This window comes from Streptomyces sp. GB4-14 (assembly GCF_022696125.1).
Lineage (GTDB): Bacteria > Actinomycetota > Actinomycetes > Streptomycetales > Streptomycetaceae > Streptomyces > Streptomyces werraensis.
Map to the genome: position 1 here is coordinate 4,789,344 of NZ_RZHO01000002.1, position 21,348 is coordinate 4,810,691.

Annotated in this window: 12 protein-coding genes; 8 read left to right on the top strand and 4 right to left on the bottom strand. The window is 71.6% G+C overall.

Annotation, left to right across the window (positions count from 1 at the left end; genetic code table 11):
* The first annotated feature begins 48 nt into the window (after positions 1 to 48).
* On the top strand, positions 49 to 3,051 hold the full coding sequence (locus ELQ39_RS23155) for a bifunctional [glutamine synthetase] adenylyltransferase/[glutamine synthetase]-adenylyl-L-tyrosine phosphorylase (protein WP_242593751.1): 3,003 nt from the start codon (positions 49 to 51) through the stop codon (positions 3,049 to 3,051).
* A 140-nt stretch (positions 3,052 to 3,191) separates the two neighbouring features.
* On the opposite strand, the gene ELQ39_RS23160 is transcribed toward ELQ39_RS23155, so the two are convergent.
* Positions 3,192 to 4,076, bottom strand: a complete 885-nt coding sequence (locus tag ELQ39_RS23160) for a phosphatase PAP2 family protein (RefSeq protein ID WP_225642261.1) — start codon at positions 4,074 to 4,076, stop codon at positions 3,192 to 3,194.
* Between the two features lie 132 nt (positions 4,077 to 4,208).
* A complete protein-coding gene (locus ELQ39_RS23165) occupies positions 4,209 to 5,243 on the bottom strand; it encodes a LacI family DNA-binding transcriptional regulator (RefSeq protein ID WP_225626711.1) in 1,035 nt (344 codons plus the stop codon).
* A gap of 419 nt (positions 5,244 to 5,662) precedes the next feature.
* On the opposite strand from ELQ39_RS23165, the gene ELQ39_RS23170 reads away from it, so the two are divergent.
* From ELQ39_RS23170 to ELQ39_RS23200, 7 genes are all read left to right on the top strand, one after another.
* Entirely contained in the window at positions 5,663 to 6,934 is a 1,272-nt protein-coding gene (locus ELQ39_RS23170) for an extracellular solute-binding protein (protein WP_225626710.1), read from the top strand.
* Between the two features lie 97 nt (positions 6,935 to 7,031).
* Positions 7,032 to 8,036 (top strand): carbohydrate ABC transporter permease, encoded by a 1,005-nt coding sequence (locus ELQ39_RS23175; RefSeq protein ID WP_242593753.1) that lies wholly within the window; start codon positions 7,032 to 7,034, stop codon positions 8,034 to 8,036.
* 13 nt (positions 8,037 to 8,049) lie between these two features.
* Positions 8,050 to 8,964: a sugar ABC transporter permease gene (locus ELQ39_RS23180; RefSeq protein ID WP_242593755.1), complete on the top strand. Its 915-nt coding sequence runs from the start codon at positions 8,050 to 8,052 to the stop codon at positions 8,962 to 8,964.
* A 183-nt stretch (positions 8,965 to 9,147) separates the two neighbouring features.
* Positions 9,148 to 10,839, top strand: coding sequence for a glycoside hydrolase family 13 protein (locus ELQ39_RS23185; protein ID WP_242593757.1), 1,692 nt, complete (start codon positions 9,148 to 9,150; stop codon positions 10,837 to 10,839).
* Positions 10,840 to 11,010: 171 nt separating this feature from the next.
* Positions 11,011 to 12,384 carry an alpha-amylase gene (locus ELQ39_RS23190; RefSeq protein ID WP_242593759.1) on the top strand — a complete coding sequence of 458 codons (1,374 nt, stop codon included), beginning with the start codon at positions 11,011 to 11,013 and terminating at the stop codon, positions 12,382 to 12,384.
* 295 nt (positions 12,385 to 12,679) lie between these two features.
* Entirely contained in the window at positions 12,680 to 18,088 is a 5,409-nt protein-coding gene (gene pulA / locus ELQ39_RS23195) for a pullulanase-type alpha-1,6-glucosidase (protein WP_242593761.1), read from the top strand.
* 47 nt (positions 18,089 to 18,135) lie between these two features.
* Positions 18,136 to 18,495 carry a 5-carboxymethyl-2-hydroxymuconate Delta-isomerase gene (locus tag ELQ39_RS23200; protein WP_242593763.1) on the top strand — a complete coding sequence of 120 codons (360 nt, stop codon included), beginning with the start codon at positions 18,136 to 18,138 and terminating at the stop codon, positions 18,493 to 18,495.
* A 6-nt stretch (positions 18,496 to 18,501) separates the two neighbouring features.
* Here ELQ39_RS23200 and ELQ39_RS23205 read toward each other — a convergent pair whose 3' ends face one another.
* Entirely contained in the window at positions 18,502 to 19,197 is a 696-nt protein-coding gene (locus ELQ39_RS23205; RefSeq protein ID WP_190000305.1) for a TetR family transcriptional regulator, read from the bottom strand.
* Positions 19,198 to 19,262: 65 nt separating this feature from the next.
* Positions 19,263 to 21,185: a hypothetical protein gene (locus ELQ39_RS23210; protein ID WP_242593765.1), complete on the bottom strand. Its 1,923-nt coding sequence runs from the start codon at positions 21,183 to 21,185 to the stop codon at positions 19,263 to 19,265.
* Positions 21,186 to 21,348 lie beyond the last annotated feature (163 nt).

A 21,348-nucleotide genomic window follows, 5' to 3' on the forward strand; every position in this document is an offset into this window, starting at 1 on the left:
AGGCTCAGGGCCGTACGACCCTGATCCGAGGCACGAGGGAGGCCGGGGATGACGTCGGCGCCGGGGCGCAGGAGCAGCACCTTCACACGGCTGCTGCGGCACGGCTTCACCGATCCGTCGGACGCAGAGCGGTTCCTCGACAGCCCCGAACTGGCGCCCGTGCGCAACGACCCCGTGCTGCTGGACGCCCTCGGCGGCACCGCCGACCCCGACCTCGCGCTGCACGGGCTGGTGCGGCTGCTGGAGGCGCAGGAGACGGCCACCGCACGCCAGGAGCTGCTGGACACCGTGATAGCGGCCAAGCCGCTGCGCGACCGGCTGCTCGGGGTGCTCGGCGCCTCCGCGGCGCTCGCCGATCACCTGGCCCGGCACCCGCGCGACTGGCAGGCCCTGGTCACCTACGAGCCGCGCGACCTGCACCCCGGTGTGGAGGAGTTCGAACGCGGCCTCGCCGACGTCACCGACCCGGTGTCGCTGCGCGTCGCCTACCGGCGCTGCCTGCTGTCCATAGCCGCCCGGGACGTCTGCGGCACCGTCGACGTCTCCCAGACCGCCGCCGAGCTCGCCGACCTCGCCACCGCCACCCTGCGCGCGGCCCTCGCCCTGGCCGAGGCCGACGCGCCGGAGGACGCCGCGCTGTGCCGGCTCGCGGTGATCGCGATGGGCAAGTGCGGCGGCCACGAGCTGAACTACGTCTCCGACGTCGACGTCATCTTCGTCGGCGAGGCGGCCGGCGGCGCCGACGAGGACAAGGCGCTGCGCGCAGCCACCCGGCTGGCCTCGCACATGATGAGGATCTGCTCGGAGACCACCGTCGAGGGCTCCATCTGGCCCGTCGACGCCAACCTCCGCCCCGAGGGCCGCAACGGCCCGCTGGTCCGCACCCTCGCCTCCCACCTCGCCTACTACCAGCGCTGGGCCAAGACCTGGGAGTTCCAGGCGCTGCTCAAGGCCCGCCCGGTCGCGGGCGACCTCGCGCTCGGCGAGGAGTACACGGCCGCGCTCCGGCCGCTGGTGTGGAAGGCCGCCGAGCGGGAGAACTTCGTCGCCGACGTGCAGGAGATGCGCCGCCGGGTCGTGGCGAACATCCCCGCCGCCGAGGTGGACCGCCAGCTCAAGCTCGGCCCCGGCGGCCTCAGGGACGTCGAGTTCGCCGTGCAGCTGCTCCAGCTGGTGCACGGCCGCGCCGACGCCTCCCTGCGCAGCGGCACCACCCTCGACGCGCTCAAGGCGCTCGCCGCCGGCGGCTACGTCGGCCGCGCGGACGCCGCCCAGCTCGACGAGGCGTACCGCTTCCTGCGCTCCCTGGAGCACCGCATCCAGCTCCACCGGCTGCGCCGCACCCACCTCGTCCCCGAGGACGAGGCCGACCTGCGCCGCCTCGGCCGCTCCCTGGGCCTGCGCACCGACCCGGTCGCCGAACTGACCCGGGAGTGGCGGCGCCACACCACCGTGGTGCGGCGGCTGCACGAGAAGCTGTTCTACCGGCCGCTGCTCGACGCCGTCGCCGCGCTCGCCCCCGGCGAGGCCCGGCTCAGCGCCGAGGCCGCCCGCGAACGCATGGTCGCCCTCGGCTACGCCGACCCCGCCGCCGCGCTGCGCCACCTGGAGGCCCTCGCCTCCGGAGTCACCCGCAAGGCCGCCATCCAGCGCACCCTGCTGCCGGTGCTGCTCGGCTGGTTCGCGGACTCCGCCGACCCCGACGCCGGCCTGCTGAACTTCCGCAAGGTCTCCGACGCCCTCGGCAAGACCCCCTGGTACCTGCGGCTGCTGCGCGACGAGGGCGCCGCCGCGGAGAACCTCGCCCGGGTGCTGTCCGCCGGGCGGCTCGCCCCCGACCTGCTGATGCGCGCCCCCGAGGCGGTCGCCCTGCTCGGCGACGGGGACGGCGGCGGCCTCACCCCGCGCTCCCGCGCCTCCCTGGAGCAGGAGGTCCTCGCCGCCGTCCGCCGCGCCGACAACGCCGTGCAGGGCGTCACCGCCGCCCGCGGGGTGCGCCGCCGCGAGCTGTTCCGCACGGCCGCCGCGGACATCGTCGGCTCCTACGGCACCGAGTCGCAGCCCGCCGAGGCCGACCAGGGCGCCCTGGTGGACATGGTGGGCGGCGCCGTGTCCGACCTGACGGCCGCCACCCTCGCCGGCACGCTCCGCGCGGTGGTCCGCGAGGGCTGGGGCGACACACTGCCCACCCGGTTCACCGTCATCGGCATGGGCCGCTTCGGCGGGCACGAGCTGGGCTACGGCTCAGACGCGGACGTCCTGTTCGTGCACGAGCCGCGCGAGGGCGTGGGCGAGCGGGAGGCGTCCGAGGCCGCGAACAAGGTGGTCGCGGAGATGCGCAGGCTGCTCCAGGTGCCCAGCGCCGACCCGCCGCTGCTGGTGGACGCCGACCTGCGCCCGGAGGGCAAGTCGGGCCCGCTGGTGCGCACCCTCGGCTCCTACGAGGCGTACTACCGGCGCTGGGCGTTGACATGGGAGCGGCACGCGCTGCTGCGGGCCGAGCCCGTCGCCGGGGACGAGGACCTGGGCCGCCGCTTCATGGAGCTGATCGACCCGCTGCGGTACCCGGCCGGAGGGCTGGACGAGGACGCGGTGCGGGAGATCCGGCGGCTCAAGGCCCGTATGGAGGCCGAGCGGCTGCCGCGCGGCGCCGACCCCAAGCTGCACGCCAAGCTGGGGCCGGGCGGACTGTCCGACGTGGAGTGGACCGTGCAGCTCCTCCAGCTGCGGCACGCGGCTCAGGTGCCGGGGCTGCGGACGACCCGCACCCGGGAGGCGCTGGCCGCCGCGCGTGAGGCCGGGCTGGTGTCCGAGGAGGACGCGGAGATCCTCGACGAGGCGTGGGTGCTGGCCACCCGCGTCCGCAACGCGGTGATGCTGGTCCGGGGCCGGGCGGGGGACACCTTCCCCACCGTGCCGCGCGAGCTGGCCGCCGTCGGCCGCTACCTGGGCTACGGCCCCGGCCACGCCGGCGACATGCTCGACGCCTACCGCCGCACGGCCCGGCGGGCGCGCGGGGTGGTGGAGCAGCTGTTCTACGGCGGGCTGTAGCCCCTGCGCGTGCCGCGCCCGCGGGGACGAGCCGCGCTCCACAGCGACGCGGGGCGTTCGTGAGTTTTTCGCGAGTTCCGCGTCGGCGGGGCCGAGCCGCGCTCCTACGGCGCGGCGCGCCGGGGCCCCGGGCCCGGGTGTCAGACCTGCTTCTGCAAGGGAACACGCTCCGGGGCGGCCGGCTCCGGCCGTCTCGTGGCCGGGTCCGGGAGGTGGCGGGGGAGGGCGGAGGGACGGCGGCCGTACCAGGCGTGGGCCACGCCGTAGCCGACGGCGAGGCACAGGACGCCGCCGACCGCGTCCAGCCAGAAGTGGTTGGCGGTGGCGACGATGACCACCAGGGTGAGGACCGGGTACACCAGGCCCAGCACCCGCACCCACGGCACCGAGGCCAGCGCGAAGAGCGTGAGCCCGCACCACAGCGACCAGCCGATGTGCATGGACGGCATCGCCGCGTACTGGTTGGAGACGTTCTTCATGTCCCCCGAGGCCATCGAACCCCAGGTCTGGTGGACCAGCACGGTGTCGATGAAGTTCTGGCCGTTCATCAGCCGCGGCGGGGCGAGCGGGAAGAGGTAGAAGCCGACCAGGGCGAAACCCGTGGTGACGAAGAGGACCAGCCGGGTCGCCGCGTACCGGCCGGGGTGTCTGCGGTACAGCCACACCAGCACACCCAGCGTCACCGCGAAGTGCAGGGTGGCGTAGTAGTAGTTCATCCCGACGACGAGCCAAGTCACCGAGTTCACCGCGTGGTTCACGGACTCCTCGAAGGCCGCGCCGAGTCGGCCCTCCAGCCGCCAGATCAGATCGGCGTTGCGCAGCGCCTCCGCCCGCTGCTCGGGCACCGCGTTGCGCACGAGCGAGTACGTGGCGTAACTCACCGCGATCAGCAGGATCTCGAACCAGAGCCGGGGCCGGCGAGGAGCGCGAAGACGGCGCAGCCGACCCGTCGCCGCCGTCTCCTCGACGGGGCTCGCTGCGGCCGCCTCGCGGCCTTCCAGCGTGGTCACGGTCGAGTCACCCATGGGCACAGAGTCTGCCAGATAAGACCTCTCGGTCAGATCATCCCCCGGGCGGGTCCGGCCCGCATGTTCTGCCCCGGGAACAGGCCCTCCGTCTCCTCCCCCGGCAGGGCGCACCGGCGTCCGCTCTCCCCCTCAGGGACGATTGCGGTCCCCGGGCGCCGACGCCGTCGAACCGCGCACCACCAGCTCGGGCATGAACACGAACTCGCTGTGCGGCGCGGGCGTTCCGCCGATCTCCTCCAGCAGCGTGCGCACCGCGGCCTGTCCCATCGCCGGGACCGGCTTGCGCACCGTGGTCAGCGGCGGGTCGGTGAAGGCGATCAGCGGCGAGTCGTCGAAGCCGACCACCGAGATGTCGTCCGGCACCTCCAGGCCGCGCTGCCGGGCCGCGCGGATCGCGCCCAGCGCCATCATGTCGCTCGCGCACACCACGGCCGTGCAGTCCCGGTCCATCAGCGCGCTGGCCGCGGCCTGTCCGCCCTCCAGCGTGTACAGCGAGTGCTGGACCAGCTCGGTCTCGACCGTCTCCGCGCTCAGTCCCAACTGCTCCTGAACGGCCCGGACGAAGCCCTCTATCTTGCGCTGCACGGGCACGAACCGCTTCGGCCCGAGCGCCAGCCCGATCCGGGTGTGCCCGAGGGACGCGAGGTGGGTGACGGCCAGCGCCATCGCGGCCCGGTCGTCGGGGGAGATGAACGGCGCCTGCACCTTCGGCGAGAAACCGTCCACGAGCACGAACGGCACGCCCTGCGCCCGCAGCCGCTCGTAGCGCTGCATGTCCGCGGTGGTGTCGGCGTGCAGGCCGGAGACGTAGATGATGCCGGCGACACCGCGGTCCACGAGCATCTCGGTCAGCTCGTCCTCGGTGGACCCGCCGGGGGTCTGGGTGGCGAGCACGGGGGTGTAGCCCTGGCGGGTCAGCGCCTGCCCGATCACCTGGGCCAGCGCCGGGAAGATCGGGTTCTCCAGCTCGGGCGTGATCAGCCCGACGAGACCCTCGCTGCGCTGCCTCAGCCGCACCGGGCGCTCGTAGCCCAGCACGTCCAGGGCGGCGAGCACGGACTGGCGGGTGGTGGCGGCGACGCCCGGCTTCCCGTTCAGGACCCGGCTGACGGTCGCCTCGCTCACCCCCGCCTGAGCAGCGATATCAGCAAGCCGTGTGGTCACAGGACCGGACTGTATCTGCCGGTTGTCGCCTTGCACACCGATCGGACGCCTGGTGCGCGCCGCGGGACGGCCCGTGGTGGGCTGCTGGCTCATCGCGATCCCTCAAGTCATGGTCGGCGTCCGCTCCGCAAGGGATGATTCCCCCGGCGGCAACGGATGGCAAGTGCTTGCAGAGTCTTGCACAACAGTCCGAACCCCCGGCGTACGGGCGCAAACCAGGGTTGCGCGACGGTCGAGAACGGGTCACGGCGACATAACTGTCGAGGGTCCTTGCAAAACTTTTCTGCAAGGTCTTTCGGAAACGTTCCAACGCTGTTACGTTCACGTCGCCCGGCCGCCGCAACGGCGCAGTCGGCACCTCGCGGGACGGCAGACGGGGCCGTTCCCGCCTCACGGGCTTAACCCTCAAGGAGAACCTCATGCGGCGTGGCATAGCGGCCACCGCGCTGGTGGCGTCCCTCGCCCTCGCGGCGACGGCCTGCGGCGGCGACAGCGACAGCGGCGACAAGGCCGGCGGCCCGGTCACCATCACCTGGTGGGACACCTCCAACGCGACCAACGAGGCGCCGACCTACAAGGCCCTGGTCAAGGAGTTCGAGGCCGCCAACAAGGACATCAAGGTCAACTTCGTCAACGTCCCGTTCGACCAGGCGCAGAACAAGTTCGACACCGCCGCCGGTTCCAAGGGCGCCCCCGACGTGCTGCGCTCCGAGGTCGGCTGGACCCCCGCGTTCGCCAAGAAGGGCTTCTTCCTGCCCCTCGACGGCACCGAGGCGCTCGCCGAGCAGGACAAGTTCAAGCCCAACCTGCTCGAGCAGGCCAAGTACGAGGGCAAGACCTACGGCGTCCCGTTCACCACGGACACCCTCGCCTTCGTGTACAACAAGGCGCTGTTCGCCAAGGCCGGCGTCGAGGCCCCCAAGACCTGGGACGACCTGAAGAAGGCCGCCGCCACGATCAAGGCGAAGACCGGCGTCGACGGCTACTGGGGCTCCACGGCCGGCTACTACGCCCAGCCGTTCCTCTACGGCGAGGGCACCGACATGGTCGACGCCGAGGCCAAGAAGATCACGATCAAGTCCGCCGAGGCCAAGAAGGGCTACGGCACCTGGCTGAGCCTCTTCGAGGGCAAGGGCCTGCACAAGGCCGACGTGACCGCCGACGCCTACGCCCACATCCAGGACGCGTTCGTCAACGGCAAGGTCGCCTCGATCATCCAGGGCCCGTGGGAGATCACCAACTTCTACAAGGGCTCCGCCTTCAAGGACAAGAACAACCTCGGCATCGCCACCGTCCCGGCCGGCTCCGCGGGCAAGGCGGGCGCCCCCACCGGCGGTCACAACCTCTCGGTCTACGCCGGCTCCAGCAAGGAGAAGCAGGAGGCCGCGCTGAAGTTCGTGAAGTTCATGACCTCGGCGAAGGCCCAGGAGACCATCGCGCTGAAGAACTCCACGCTGCCGACGCGCGACGACGCCTACACCGAGCAGGTCAAGGCCGACCCCGGCATCGCCGGCTACCAGACGGTCCTCTCGGCCGCCCAGCCGCGCCCGGCGCTGCCCGAGTACAGCTCCCTGTGGGGCCCGATGGACGACGAGCTGCCGCAGATCGCCAGCGGCAAGGAGTCCCTGGACAAGGGTCTGAGCGACGCGGAGGCCGCGTTCACCAAGCTGGTGCCGGACTTCTCCAAGTAATGCCCGTGTGGCCGCCGGACCCGCTTCCAGGAGGGGAGGGTCCGGCGGCCGCCGGCCTGTGTGCCGTACTCCTTGATCATCCAGAAGGTGCCGAACCATGACAGTCGCCATCGACCGCGCGACCGGCAAGCGCCGCGGTGACCGCGCGCCCCGCCCCGGGCTGGGCCAGCGCCTGAAGCACTCCTACCAGAAGCACTGGTACGCCTACGCCATGATCGCGCCGGTGGCCGTCGTGCTCGGCGTCATCGTCCTGTACCCCCTGGGTTACGGCTTCTACCTCACGCTCACCGACGCGGACAGCCTCAACTCGGCGCGCACCATCGGCGTCAACGAGATCGAGGCCACCTACAAGTTCATCGGCATCGACAACTACGCCGACATCCTGTGGGGCGAGACCGCCTACGACCGGTTCTGGTCGCACTTCATCTGGACGATCGTGTGGACGGCCGCCTGTGTCGCCCTGCACTACGGCATCGGCCTGGGCCTCGCGCTGCTGCTCAACCAGAAGCTGCGCGGCCGCACCTTCTACCGGCTGATCCTCATCCTGCCGTGGGCCGTGCCGACCTTCGTCACCGTCTTCGGCTGGCGCTTCATGCTCGCCGACGCCGGGATCATCAACTCCGGCCTCGACCTCCTCGGCCTGCCCACCCCGGCGTGGCTGGAGGACTCCTTCTGGCAGCGGTTCGCCGCGATCATGGTCAACACCTGGTGCGGTGTGCCGTTCATGATGGTCTCCCTGCTCGGCGGACTGCAGTCCATCGACAGCAGCCTCTACGAGGCCGCCGAGATGGACGGCGCGAGCGCCTGGCAGCGGTTCCGCCATGTCACCCTGCCCGGCCTGCGCTCGGTCAGCTCCACCGTGGTGCTGCTCGGCATCATCTGGACGTTCAACCAGTTCGCGATCATCTTCCTGCTGTTCGGCAACACCGCGCCGGACGCGCAGATCCTCGTGACCTGGGCCTACCAGCTCGGCTTCGGACAGCAGCCGCGCGAGTTCGCCGAGTCCGCCGCCTACGGCATGCTGCTGCTGGCCATCCTGATCGTCTTCACGTCCTTCTACCGCCGCTGGCTGAACCGCAACGACCAGCAGCTCGCGATCTGAGGCGGGAGTCTTCATGAGCACCTCGACCCTCCCCACCGCCGCCGAGGCCGGCGGGCCGGCCGACGCGCCGACCGCCGCGCCCCGCAAGGGCCGCCGGCGCGGTGAGGTCAGCCCCCTGGGCCGTCTCACCTCCCACGGCATCCTGATCGTGGCCAGCCTGATCGCGCTGTTCCCGGTCGCCTGGCTGGTTTTCCTGTCCCTGGGCCCCGACAAGGACGACTATCTGCGTCCCGGTGGGATCTGGGGCAAAATGACACTGGACAACTACTCGTTCGTGCTGCAGAACACGAACTTCTTCGACTGGCTGAAGAGCTCGCTGATCGTCTCGCTCGGCACCACGGTCATCGGCGTCCTGGTGGCGGCCACCACCGGCTACGCGGTCTCCCGCATGCGCTTCCCGGGCTACAAGAAGTTCATGTGGGTGCTGCTGGTCACCCAGATGTTCCCGGTGGCCGTGCTGATGGTCCCGATGTACCAGATCCTGTCGGACCTGCGGCTCATCGACAGCTACCTCGGCCTGATCCTCGTGTACTGCTCCACGGCGGTGCCGTACTGCGCCTGGCTGATGAAGGGCTATTTCGACACCATCCCGTTCGAGATCGACGAGGCGGGACGCGTCGACGGACTGACCCCGTTCGGCACGTTCGCGCGGCTGATCCTGCCGCTCGCCAAGCCGGGGCTCGCGGTCGCGGCGTTCTACAGCTTCATCACCGCGTTCGGCGAGGTCGCGTTCGCCACGACGTTCATGCTGGACGACAAGAAGTACACGCTGGCGGTGGGTCTGCAGAGTTTCGTGAGTGAGCACGACGCCCAGCGGAACCTGATGGCCGCGACGGCGGTGCTGATCGCGATACCCGTGTCCGCGTTCTTCTACCTCGTGCAGAAGAACCTCGTCGCCGGCCTGACGGCCGGTGGCACCAAGGGGTAACGCCGTTCGGGGTGACTGCCGTCGGCCGGCTGCGGCATCGTCGTGGCCGGTCGCGCAGAGCCCCGCGCCCCTGGGGGCGTTCGCCCCTCCCTGGGTCCGAGGCGGCCGCGTGGCCATCCGACCCCGCTGTCATCGCGGCCGCCTCCACTCCGCTTCCCTGCCCGAACTCGTACCAAGGACGACATGAGCCAGCACTCCGCCGCCCCGGCCCCGACCCCCACGACCGACTCGGCCGTCGCCACCGTCGCGCGGCGCCGTGACTGGTGGCGGGACGCGGTGATCTACCAGGTGTACCCGCGCAGCTTCGCCGACAGCAACGGCGACGGCATGGGCGACCTGGAAGGCATCCGCTCCCGTCTGCCGTACCTGCGCGACCTCGGTGTGGACGCCGTGTGGCTGAGCCCCTTCTACGCCTCCCCGCAGGCCGACGCCGGCTACGACGTCGCCGACTACCGCGCCGTCGACCCGATGTTCGGCACCCTGCTCGACGCGGACGCGCTGATCCGCGACGCGCACGCGCTGGGGCTGCGGATCATCGTCGACCTGGTGCCCAACCACTCCTCCGACCAGCACGAGTGGTTCAAGCGCGCCCTCGCCGAGGGTCCCGGCTCGCCGCTGCGCGAGCGCTACCACTTCCGCCCCGGCAAGGGCGAGAACGGCGAACTGCCGCCCAACGACTGGGAGTCGATCTTCGGCGGTCCGGCCTGGACCCGGGTCACCGAGCCCGACGGCACCCCCGGCGAGTGGTACCTGCACCTCTTCGCGCCCGAGCAGCCCGACTTCAACTGGGAGCACCCGGCGGTCGGCGACGAGTTCCGCTCCATCCTGCGCTTCTGGCTGGACATGGGCGTCGACGGCTTCCGCATCGACGTGGCCCACGGCATGGTGAAGGCCGAGGGCCTGCCGGACCTGGGCTCGCACGACGAGATGCGGCTGCTGGGCAACGATGTCACCCCGTTCTTCGACCAGGACGGCGTGCACGACATCTACCGGCAGTGGCGCCTCATCCTCGACGAGTACTCCGGCGAGCGGATCTTCGTGGCCGAGGCATGGACGCCGACCGTCGAGCGCACCGCCAACTACGTCCGCCCGGACGAGCTGCACCAGGCGTTCAACTTCCAGTACCTGGCGACCCACTGGGACGCGGCCGAGCTGCGCGAGGTCGTCGACCGCACCCTGGACTCGATGCGCCCGGTGGGCGCCCCGGCCACCTGGGTGCTGTCCAACCACGACGTCACCCGGCACGCCACCCGCTTCGCCAACCCGGCGGGGCTCGGCACCCAGATCCGCGAGGCCGGCGACCGTGAGCTGGGCCTGCGCCGCGCCCGCGCGGCGACCCTGCTGATGCTGGCGCTGCCCGGCTCGGCCTACGTCTACCAGGGCGAGGAGCTCGGTCTGCCGGACGTCGTCGACCTGCCGGACGAGGTGCGCCAGGACCCGGCGTACTTCCGCGGCGCGGGCCAGGACGGCTTCCGCGACGGCTGCCGCGTGCCGATCCCGTGGACCCGCGAGGGTTCCAGCTACGGCTTCGGCGACGGTGGCAGCTGGCTGCCGCAGCCGGAGGGCTGGGGAGAGCTGAGCGTCGAGGCGCAGACCGGCGTGCCCGGCTCCACGCTGGAGATGTACCGCTCGGCGCTCGCCGTGCGCCGCGAGCAGGCGGACCTGGGCGCGGGCGACGCGGTGGAGTGGCTGACGGCGCCCGAGGGCGTGCTGGCCTTCCGGCGCGGTGACTTCGTGTGCGTCGCCAACACCACGGGCGCTCCGGTGACCGTGCCCGCCCACGGACGGGTGCTGATCACCAGCGGCGAGGTGGAGGAGACGGGCGGCGAGGCCGTGGTCGCGGCCGACACGACCGTGTGGTGGACGACGGCCTGACGGTCGTACGCCTCGCAACTTTTTTCCTTCAAGTTGGTACGGCCCGCTGCCCTTTCGGGTTGCGGGCCTCTAACATCTGCGTTGCCGCAAGGTTGCTGAACCTTTCTGCAAGAAGATTCAACCAACCTGTGCCGGCACTCCCCACACCCTTCGATGAAGAAGGATGCCCACATGGCACGCAGAACCCTCGCCGGGATCGCCGCTCTCGCGGCCGCCTCGGCTGTCATGACCCCGACAGTTGCAGAGGCGTCCCCGCCCGGCTCCAAGGACGTCACGGCCGTCCTCTTCGAGTGGAACTTCGCCTCGGTCGCCCGTGAGTGCACCACCACCCTCGGCCCCGCGGGCTACGGCTACGTGCAGGTCTCCCCGCCCGCCGAGCACATACAGGGCTCGCAGTGGTGGACGTCGTACCAGCCCGTCAGTTACAGGATCGCCGGGCGTCTCGGCGACCGCGCCGCCTTCAAGAGCATGGTGGACACGTGTCACGCGGCCGGTGTGAAGGTCGTCGTCGACACCGTGATCAACCACATGTCCGCCGGCAACGGCACGGGCACGGGCGGCTCGTCGTACACGAAGTACACCTACCCGGGCCTGTACTCCTCCTACGACTTCGACAACTGCACGTCGGAGATCAACAACTACGGCGACCGCTGGAACGTCCAGCACTGCGAACTGGTCGGCCTCGCCGACCTCGACACCGGCGAGGAGTACGTCCGCAGGACCATCGCCGGGTACATGAACGACCTGCTCTCCCTCGGCGTGGACGGCTTCCGCATCGACGCGGCCAAGCACATCCCCGCCGCCGACCTGGCCGACATCAAGTCCCGCCTGGCCAACCCCTCCGTCTACTGGAAGCAGGAGGTCATCCACGGCGCCGGCGAGGCCGTCCAGCCCACCGAGTACACCGGCACCGGCGACGTCCAGGAGTTCCGCTACGCCTACGACCTCAAGCGGGTCTTCAACAACGAGAACCTCGCCTACCTGAAGAACTACGGCGAGGGCTGGGGCTACCTGAAGAGCGGCTCCGCCGGCGTCTTCGTCGACAATCACGACACCGAGCGCAACGGTTCCACGCTCAGCTACAAGGACAACGCCACCTACACCCTGGCCAACGTCTTCATGCTGGCCTGGCCCTACGGCGCCCCGGACATCAACTCCGGCTACGAGTTCACCGACCACGACGCCGGACCTCCGGGCGGCGGCCGCGTGGACGCCTGCTGGCAGAGCGGCTGGAAGTGCCAGCACAACTGGCCCGAGATCAAGTCGATGGTCGGCTTCCGCAACGCCACCCGCGGCCAGGCCGTCACCGACTGGTGGGACAACGGCGGCGACGCCATCGCCTTCGGCCGGGGCAGCAAGGGCTTCGTGGCCGTCAACCACGAGTCCGGCTCGCTGACCCGCACCTTCCAGACCTCCCTGCCGGCGGGCACGTACTGCGACGTGCAGAGCAACAAGCAGGTGACGGTGGACGGTTCGGGCCGGCTCACCGCGACCCTCGGCAGCAACACCGCCCTCGCCGTGTACGCCGGCAAGAGCGGTTGCTGAAGCACGACTGTGACGTCCGGCGGCCGGTTCCGTGGCCGCCGGACGTCAGCCGACGGGTCCCTCGCCGAAGTACACGCGCCGCCCCACCGACGACCGGCGGCGCACCTGTGTGCCGGACTCGTCCGCACCTGACGGAAAGCTCCCACTGGAAGTTCTTGCCGACGCTTTCACGACTATTGCTGTAAGGCTTTCAACGAGGGTACGGTCACGCCGACGCTCCGGTGATGTGGCCGAAACAGTCCCCGCCGGGGCGTGGGTCAGACCCAATGAGCCGTAAGCGCAAGGAGTTCACGCCTTGATACCCAGATGGCCCGCGCCCCCGGGGCGCCGCACCGCGCGGGGCCGCCGCGTCGCCGCCGTCACGGTGGCCGCGCTCGCCGCGGCACTCGTGCAGCCGGTCGCCGCCCGAGCCGCCACCCCGCCCGCGCCCCCCTCGGACGCCGAGCTCGCCTCCTCCCCGGCGCGCCACGATCTGACGCGGGAGCAGTTCTACTTCGTCCTGCCGGACCGTTTCGCCAACGGGGACACCAGGAACGACCGCGGCGGACTGACCGGTTCGCGCCTCATCCACGGGTACGACCCCACCGACAAGGGCTTCTACCAGGGCGGCGACCTCAAGGGCCTCACACAGAAGCTCGACTACATCAAGGGGCTCGGCACCACCGCCATCTGGCTGGCGCCCATCTTCAAGAACCAGCCCGTGCAGGGCACCGGCAAGGACGCCTCCGCCGGCTACCACGGGTACTGGATCACCGACTTCACCCAGGTCGACCCGCACTTCGGCACCAATGAGGACCTCGAGACCCTCATCGACAAGGCCCACGCCAAGGGCATGAAGGTCTTCTTCGACGTCATCACCAACCACACCGCCGACGTCGTCGACTACGAGGAGAAGTCCTACGACTACCTCTCCAAGGGCGCCTTCCCGTACCTGACGAAGGACGGCGTGCCCTTCGACGACTCCGACTACGCCGACGGCGCGAAGACGTTCCCGCGCGTGGACTCCGGCACCTTCCCGCGCACCCCCGTGGTGCCCGCGGCGAAGAAGCGCCTCAAGGTGCCGAGCTGGCTCAACGACACGTCGATGTACCACAACCGCGGCGACTCCACCTTCGCCGGCGAGTCCGCCGAGTACGGCGACTTCTCCGGGCTCGACGACCTGTGGACCGAGCGTCCCGAGGTCGTCGACGGCATGGAGAAGATCTACCAGCGCTGGGTGCGGGACTTCGACATCGACGGCTTCCGGATCGACACCGTGAAGCACGTCAACATGGAGTTCTGGACCCAGTGGGCCACCGCCCTCGACGCCTACGCGGCGAAGCGCGGCCGGGACGACTTCTTCATGTTCGGCGAGGTGTACTCCTCCGACACGGACGTCACCGCCCCCTACGTCACGCGGGGCCGGCTCGACGCCACCCTCGACTTCCCCTTCCAGGAGGCGGCCCGCGCGTACGCCTCCCAGGGCGGCAGCGCCAGGAAGCTCGCCTCGGTCTTCGGTGACGACTACAAGTACACGACCGACAAGGCCAACGCGTACGAGCAGGTCGCCTTCCTCGGCAACCACGACATGGGCCGCATCGGGACGTTCCTGAAGCAGGACAACCCCGAGGCGTCCGACGCGGAGCTGCTGAAGCGGGACATGCTCGCCAACGAGCTGATGTTCCTCGGCCGCGGCAACCCGGTGATCTACTACGGCGACGAGCAGGGCTTCACCGGCGCCGGCGGCGACAAGGACGCCCGCCAGACCCTCTTCGCGTCCCGCACCGCCGACTACCTCGACGACGACCTGATCGGCAGCGACCGCACCCACGCCGAGGACACCTACGACACCCGCTCCCCGCTCTACCGGCAGATCAGCGCCCTCGCGAAGCTCCGCAAGGCGCACCCGGCGCTGACCGACGGCGTCCAGCAGGAGCGCCACGCCGACGACGGCCCCGGCGTCTACGCCTTCTCACGCACCGCCACCGGCAAGGACACCACCGAGTACGTCGTCGCCTTCAACAACGCCGCCGAGACGAAGAAGGCCACCTTCGCGACCGGCTCCGCCCGGATGACCTTCGAGGGCATCCACGGCACCGACGCGACCGTGGCCAGCGACGCGGACAAGAAGATCACGGTCGCCGTCCCGGCCCGCTCCGCGATCGTCCTGAAGGCCGCCGCCCCGCTCGGCAAGCCCGAGGCGAAGCCCGCGCTCACCCTGAAGGCCCCCGAGGCGGGCGCCACCGGCACCGTCGAGGTCACCGCCGACGTGCAGGGCGGTCAGCTCAACCGGGTCGTCTTCGCCGCCCAGACGGGCAACGGGACGTGGCAGACGCTCGGCTCCGCCGACCACGCCCCCTACAAGGTCACCCACACGATCGGCGCGGACGTCCCCGCGGGCACCGCCCTGCGCTACAAGGCCGTCGTGATCGACTCGGCGGGCCGTACCGCGAGCGCCCTGGCCGCCTCGACGACCGGCACCCCGCCGGCCGAGGAGGAGCCCACCGCCGTCTCCCGCGACTACGCGATCGTCCACTACCAGCGCCCCGACGGCGACTACGACGACTGGAGCCTGTACGCCTGGGGCGACCTGGCGGACGGCGAGGCCACCGAATGGCCCACGGGCCACGCCTTCACCGGCCGCGACGCCTACGGCGCCTTCGCCTGGGTCAAGCTGAAGCCGGGCGCCTCCGACGTCGGCTTCCTGGTGGTCGACAAGGACGGCAACAAGGACGTCGCCACCGACCGCACCATCGACGTGACCCGCACCGGCGAGGTCTGGATCAAGCAGGGCGACGACACGGTCACCACCGAACGGCCCGAGTACCCGGCGCAGGACACCGGCAAGGCCGTCCTGCACTACCACCGCGCCGACGGGAACTACGACGGCTGGGGCCTGCACACCTGGACCGGCGCCGCGAACCCCACCGACTGGTCGAAGCCCCTGGAACCGGTGAAGACTGACTCCTATGGCGCTGTCTTCGAGGTGCCGCTCGCCGAGGGTGCCACCAGCCTCAGCTACATCCTCCACAAGGGCGACGAGAAGGACCTCCCCTCCGACCAGTCGCTCGACCTCAGGGCGAACGGGCACGAGGTGTGGCTGGTGAGCGGGCAGGAGAAGTACCTGCTGCCCCAGCCCGCAGGGTCCGCGGCCGCCCTCGACCTGACCACCTCCAAGGCGGTCTGGATCGACCGCTCCACCCTCGTCTGGGACGGTTCCGCCGCGGCCGCCTCCACCCAGCTCCTCGCCTCCCGCACCGGCTCGGTCACGGTCAGGGACGGGAAGCTGGACAGCGGCGACGCCCGCTGGCTCCGCCTGACGAAGTCGGCCCTCACCGACGCCCAGAAGGCGAAGTTCCCGCACCTCGCCACGGGCACCGCCTGGACCGTCGACCCGCGCGACCGCGACCGGGTGCGCGAGGCCCTGCGCGGCCAGGTCGTCGCCACCCAGCGTGCCGCCAACGGCGCCGTGCTCGCCGCCACCGGCGTGCAGATCGCCGGCGTCCTGGACGACCTCTACGCCGTCGGCGCCACCGAGGCGCGGCTCGGCCCGGTGTTCCGCCACGGCCGGCCCACCCTGTCCGTGTGGGCGCCGACCGCGCGGAAGGCCGCCCTGGAGATCGGCGGCCGCACGGTCGCCATGCGCCGCGACGACGCCACCGGCGTCTGGTCCGTGACCGGCCCCGCCTCCTGGAAGGGCGAGGAGTACCGGTACGCCGTGACGGTGTGGGCGCCCGCCGCGGGCGAGGTCGTCACCAACAAGGTCACCGACCCCTACGCGACCGCCCTCACCACCGACTCCGAGCGCAGCCTCGTCGTCGACCTCGCCGACCGGTCCCTGAAGCCGCGCGGCTGGGACAGCTACACCAAGCCGAAGGCGGTGCCGCTGAAGGACGCGCAGATCCAGGAGCTGCACATCCGCGACTTCTCCGTCGAGGACCGCACGGCGAAGCACCGGGGCACCTACCTGGCCTTCACCGACAAGGACAGCGACGGCAGCAGGCACCTGCGCAAGCTCGCGCGGGCCGGCACGTCGTACGTGCACCTGCTGCCCGCCTTCGACATCGCCACCATCCCCGAGCGGAAGTCGGACCAGGCGACCGCCGACTGCGACCTCGCCTCCTACCCGGCCGACTCCGACAAGCAGCAGGAGTGCGTCGCCAAGGCCGCGGCCAAGGACGCCTACAACTGGGGCTACGACCCGTACCACTACACGGTCCCCGAGGGCTCCTACGCCACCGACCCGGACGGCACCGCCCGCACGGCCGAGTTCCGCGAGATGGTCAAGGCGCTCAACGAGGACGGCCTGCGCGTGGTGATGGACGTGGTCTACAACCACACCGCCGCCCACGGCCAGGCGAAGACCTCCGTGCTCGACCGGATCGTCCCCGGCTACTACCAGCGGCTCCTCGCCGACGGCTCCGTCGCCAACAGCACCTGCTGCTCCAACACGGCGCCCGAGAACGCCATGATGGGCAAGCTGGTCGTCGACTCGGTCGTCACCTGGGCCAAGGAGTACAAGGTCGACGGCTTCCGCTTCGACCTCATGGGCCACCACCCGAAGGCGAACATCCTCGCCGTCCGCAAGGCCCTCGACGCCCTCACGCCGAAGAAGGACGGCGTCGACGGCAAGAAGATCATCCTGTACGGCGAGGGCTGGAACTTCGGCGAGATCGCCGACGACGCCCGCTTCGTCCAGGCCACGCAGCTGAACATGGCCGGCACCGGCATCGCCACCTTCTCCGACCGGGCCCGCGACGCCGTGCGCGGCGGCGGACCGTTCGACGAGGACCCCGGCGTGCAGGGCTTCGCCTCCGGCCTCTACACCGACCCGAACTCCTCGGCCGCGGGCGGCACTCCGGCCGAGCAGAAGGCCCGGCTGCTGCACTACCAGGACCTGATCAAGGTGGGTCTGAGTGGCAACCTCGCCGACTACACGTTCACCGACACCAGCGGCAAGCAGGTCAAGGGCTCCCAGGTCGACTACAACGGCGCACCCGCCGGATACGCGGCCGCCCCCGGCGACGCCCTCGCCTACGCGGACGCGCACGACAACGAGTCGCTGTTCGACGCGCTCGCCTTCAAGCTGCCGAAGGACACCCCGGCCGCGGACCGCGCGCGCATGCAGGTCCTCGCCATGGCGACCGCCGCCCTCTCCCAGGGCCCGGCGCTCTCCCAGGCGGGCACCGACCTGCTGCGCTCCAAGTCCCTGGACCGCAACTCCTACGACAGCGGCGACTGGTTCAACGCGATCCACTGGAACTGCGCGGACGGCAACGGCATGGGCCGCGGTCTGCCGCCGGCCGCCGACAACAAGGACAAGTGGCCGTACGCCAAGCCGCTGCTCGGCTCCGTCACGGTGGGCTGCCCGCAGATCGAGGGCGCCTCGGCCGCCTACCGGGACCTGCTGCGGATCCGTACCACGGAGAAGGTGTTCTCCCTCGACACGGCGGACCAGGTGCAGTCGCGGCTGTCGTTCCCGCTGTCCGGCAAGCACGAGACGCCCGGCGTGATCACCATGAGGCTGGGCGACCTGGTCGTGGTCTTCAACGCCACGCCCGAACGGCAGCAGCAGCGCGTCGCCGCTCTCGCCGGGACGGACCACCGTCTGCACCCGGTGCAGGCGGCGGGCGGGGACGCGGTCGTGAGGACCGCGTCGTACGCGAAGGCGACCGGCACGTTCACCGTGCCGGCCCGCACGGTGGCGGTGTTCACCGCCAAGTGACCGGCTGCGGCTAGGGTGGGCCCTCCTGACCTGGAACAGGAGGGCCCATGCCGCAGATCACCGTCGACTACTCGGACAACCTGGCGGACGGTTTCGACCGGCCCGCGTTCGCGCGGGACCTGCACTTGGCCGTGGTGGAGATCGCGGCGGCGAAACCGCCCGCGTGCAAGACGCGGTTCCGGCGCACCGAGGACCCGGTGGTCGGCCCCGACACCGAGGGGCACGCGCTGGTGCACGTGCACATCGCCCTGCTGTCCGGCCGCACCGACGAGACCAAGGCGAGGCTCAGCGAGACGGTGGTCGGCCTGCTGCGGCAGCACGCGAAGCCGGCCGGCGGGCAGATGCTGCACGCCTCCGCGGAGATCCGCGACCTCGACCCGTCCTACCGGAAGTCCGAGGGCGAGTAGGCAGGCCTACTCCTCGGCCAGGGAGATCATCCGGGCGGCGAGATCGGTGAACGGGCCGTCGCCCGGCTCCTGTTTGACCAGTCCCCGCAGCAGCGTGGCGAGTTCCTCGTCGCGGGCCGCGGCGACGGCGGCCAGGGCCGCGAAGTCCTGCACCAGCTGGGCCTCCAGCTCCTCGCGCGGCACCCGCCGCCCGTCCAGCCAGATCAGCGCCGTCGACTCCACCAGCGAGATCCAGGAGCGCACCACCAGTTCGAGCCGGGCGGGCGCCGGGCCCACCACGCCCATGTGCGCCAGCATCTGCTCGTAGGCGGCCTGACGCACCGAGTCCACCAGCGCGTTGGTGGTGGAGGAGCCCACGGCGGGGCCGCCGCGCATCAGGGCGGAGAAACCGGGGCCGTGCTCCTCCACGAAGTCGAAGAAGCGCGCCATCACCCGCCGTAGCCGCGAGCCCAGCGGACCCTCGTGCGGCTCGGAGAACCGGGACGACAGATCCTCCGCCGCCCGCCGCAACGCGGCCTCGTACAGGCTCAGTTTGCCGGGGAAGTAGTGGTAGACGAGCGGGCGCGAGATGCCCGCACGGGACGCTATCTCGTCGATCGAGACCTCGTCCGGGGAACGCTTGCTGAACAGTTCGAGAGCCACGCCGATCAGCTGCTGCCGGCGCTCCTCGACTCCCATCCTCCGACGCACCCCGGTACTCATACGAACACCTTACCGATCGATTCCGGCCTCCCACGGACCGGACCGCGCGCCGGTTTTCCCCCGGATCACCGCAGCCCGCCGACCGACCCCCCGTCCTCGAGTGTGCCCTTGAGGTCGGCCCGCGCACCCTTCTCGGCGCGCACCGACAGCAGCCGGTCCTCCGCCTCGCCCTCGATGCCCCCGGTCGCCTCCACGGACTCCACCCCGTCGCTGCCGGCGGCGAGCAGGTACCAGGAGCCGCCGGCCGACTTCCACAACACCCCGGCCAGCACGTCCGGCTGCCGCTCCCCGCAGGCCGGCACGTTCTCCGCGCGCGCCGCCACCGCCCCGTACCGCGCGCCCGGCGAGTGGAACTGCGCCAGCACCCGCGCCCCCGTGCCTCGCCAGGTCTCCCCGCGCGTGCACAGCCACTCGGCCCGTCCGTCGCCGCCGGGCAGCGGCTGGTCCGCGTACGCCCAGGCGTTGACGCTGCGCACGCCCGCCGACCGCATCGCCGCCAGCGAGCAGGAGTACGGCTGCCAGGTGCGCAGCGCCTTCGCGCCGGACACGTCCTTCACCTCGCCCGGACGCCCGGTGGTCAGCCGCGCCGGGACCAGCTCGCCGAGGTCGGTGAGCAGCCGGGTGCCGGTGCCGTCGGACAGCTCCAGCGCGTTCCACACCGTGCACGGCTCCCGTCCCTGCCCCGAGACGAACGGCCCGGTCACCCCGTCCTCCAGAGGCAGCTCCCGCGCGCCCTCGTCCGGCTCTCGCAGGTCCCGCTCGCCCGCATCCCGCACCCACGGGGCCAGCAGGAAGCGGACGTTGCCGTCCGAGCGGCTCAGCACCACCGCGCTCGCCCCGGCCCGCCCGGCCCCGTCGACCCGCGCCAGGTCCAGGACGGCGCCCCGGGCGCCCTCCTCCGGCTCGGCGTACCGGGCGAGACGCCAGCCGTCGTACAGGATCACCACGCGCGCGGCGTCCACCGTCCCCGCGTACAGCAGCTGGGGCGGTCCGGCCGGCCCGCCCCTGGGGGTGCCCGGGGTGGCCGAGGCGGTGACGCCCTCACCCGGGCGGGCCCACACGGCGAGCGCGCGGCGCAGCAGCGCGCGGTCGCCGGTGAGCGCGCCGCGCGCCGGCCACACCGAGAAGTCCGTACGCGCCGACGTCCTCCACGCCGAGGCCGGCACCCGGGTCAGCTTCGCGGGGTCCAGCGCGGCCTGCGCGGCGGCGTTGCGCGCGTACGGGGGAGCGGCCGGGCCGTCGGCGCCCCAGCCGTCACCGGGCAGCGACAGCAGCGCCCCGCACACCGCCAGCGCCGCCGCCCCGACCAGCCCGGCCTTGAGATGCCGGCGGCGGCGCAGCAGGTCCGTCGGCCGGGCCTGCAGCGAACAGGGGTCGAACTCGGGGGACTCGAGCAGCCGGTACGGGTCGGGGATGCCGTCGGCCTCCGCGAGGGCGGCGTCCGGGTCCGCGACGCCCGCGTCGTCCAGCACCCGGCGCACGTCGGCGTTCGGCAGCCGCTCCAGACCGCGCAGCGCGTGCGCGGCACGGGCCGGACCGGACAGCGCCGACAGCCGCTGGTCCAGCGTCAACTCGTCGGCGCCGCCCGGCCGCGGGAACACCTGCAGGCCCCACACCTGCGGCAGCAGCGGCGGCAGCTGGGACCGCTTCGGCAGACCCCGGCGACGCAGCGGCAGTCCCGCCTCCAGCGCCGACCGCACCACCTGCAGCCGCACCAGCGTGTAACCGGGGTCGCCGTCCCGGCCGGCGCTCTGCGCGGGGATGACCGGCGCGTCGGCCCGGCCCCGGGGCAGCGCCCGCTGGACCAGGGCGTGCGCGGTGAGCACCCGCCGGGTACGGCCCATGCGGGACGGCAGCACCAGGTAGGCGAGCCGCACGAGCCGCGGATAGTGCTCGACGAGCGCGGCCTCGGCCTGTTCGACGTCCACGGCCGGACCGGCCGGGGAGGAGAGCGCGGGGGACTGGGCGGCGGCATCCTGTGACTGCACGTTCAGCAGAACGAGCGAACGAGTCGATGGTCACCTGACACCCGCGCCCTTCCGGCCACCGTCCGCACGGACCCGGCGCGGCGATTGAGCGCCGGGCGCGCCGCAGCCGTATCGAATGCCGAGGGCCCCGCGCCGGGGCTCCGAGCGGCATGTCGCCGCCCCA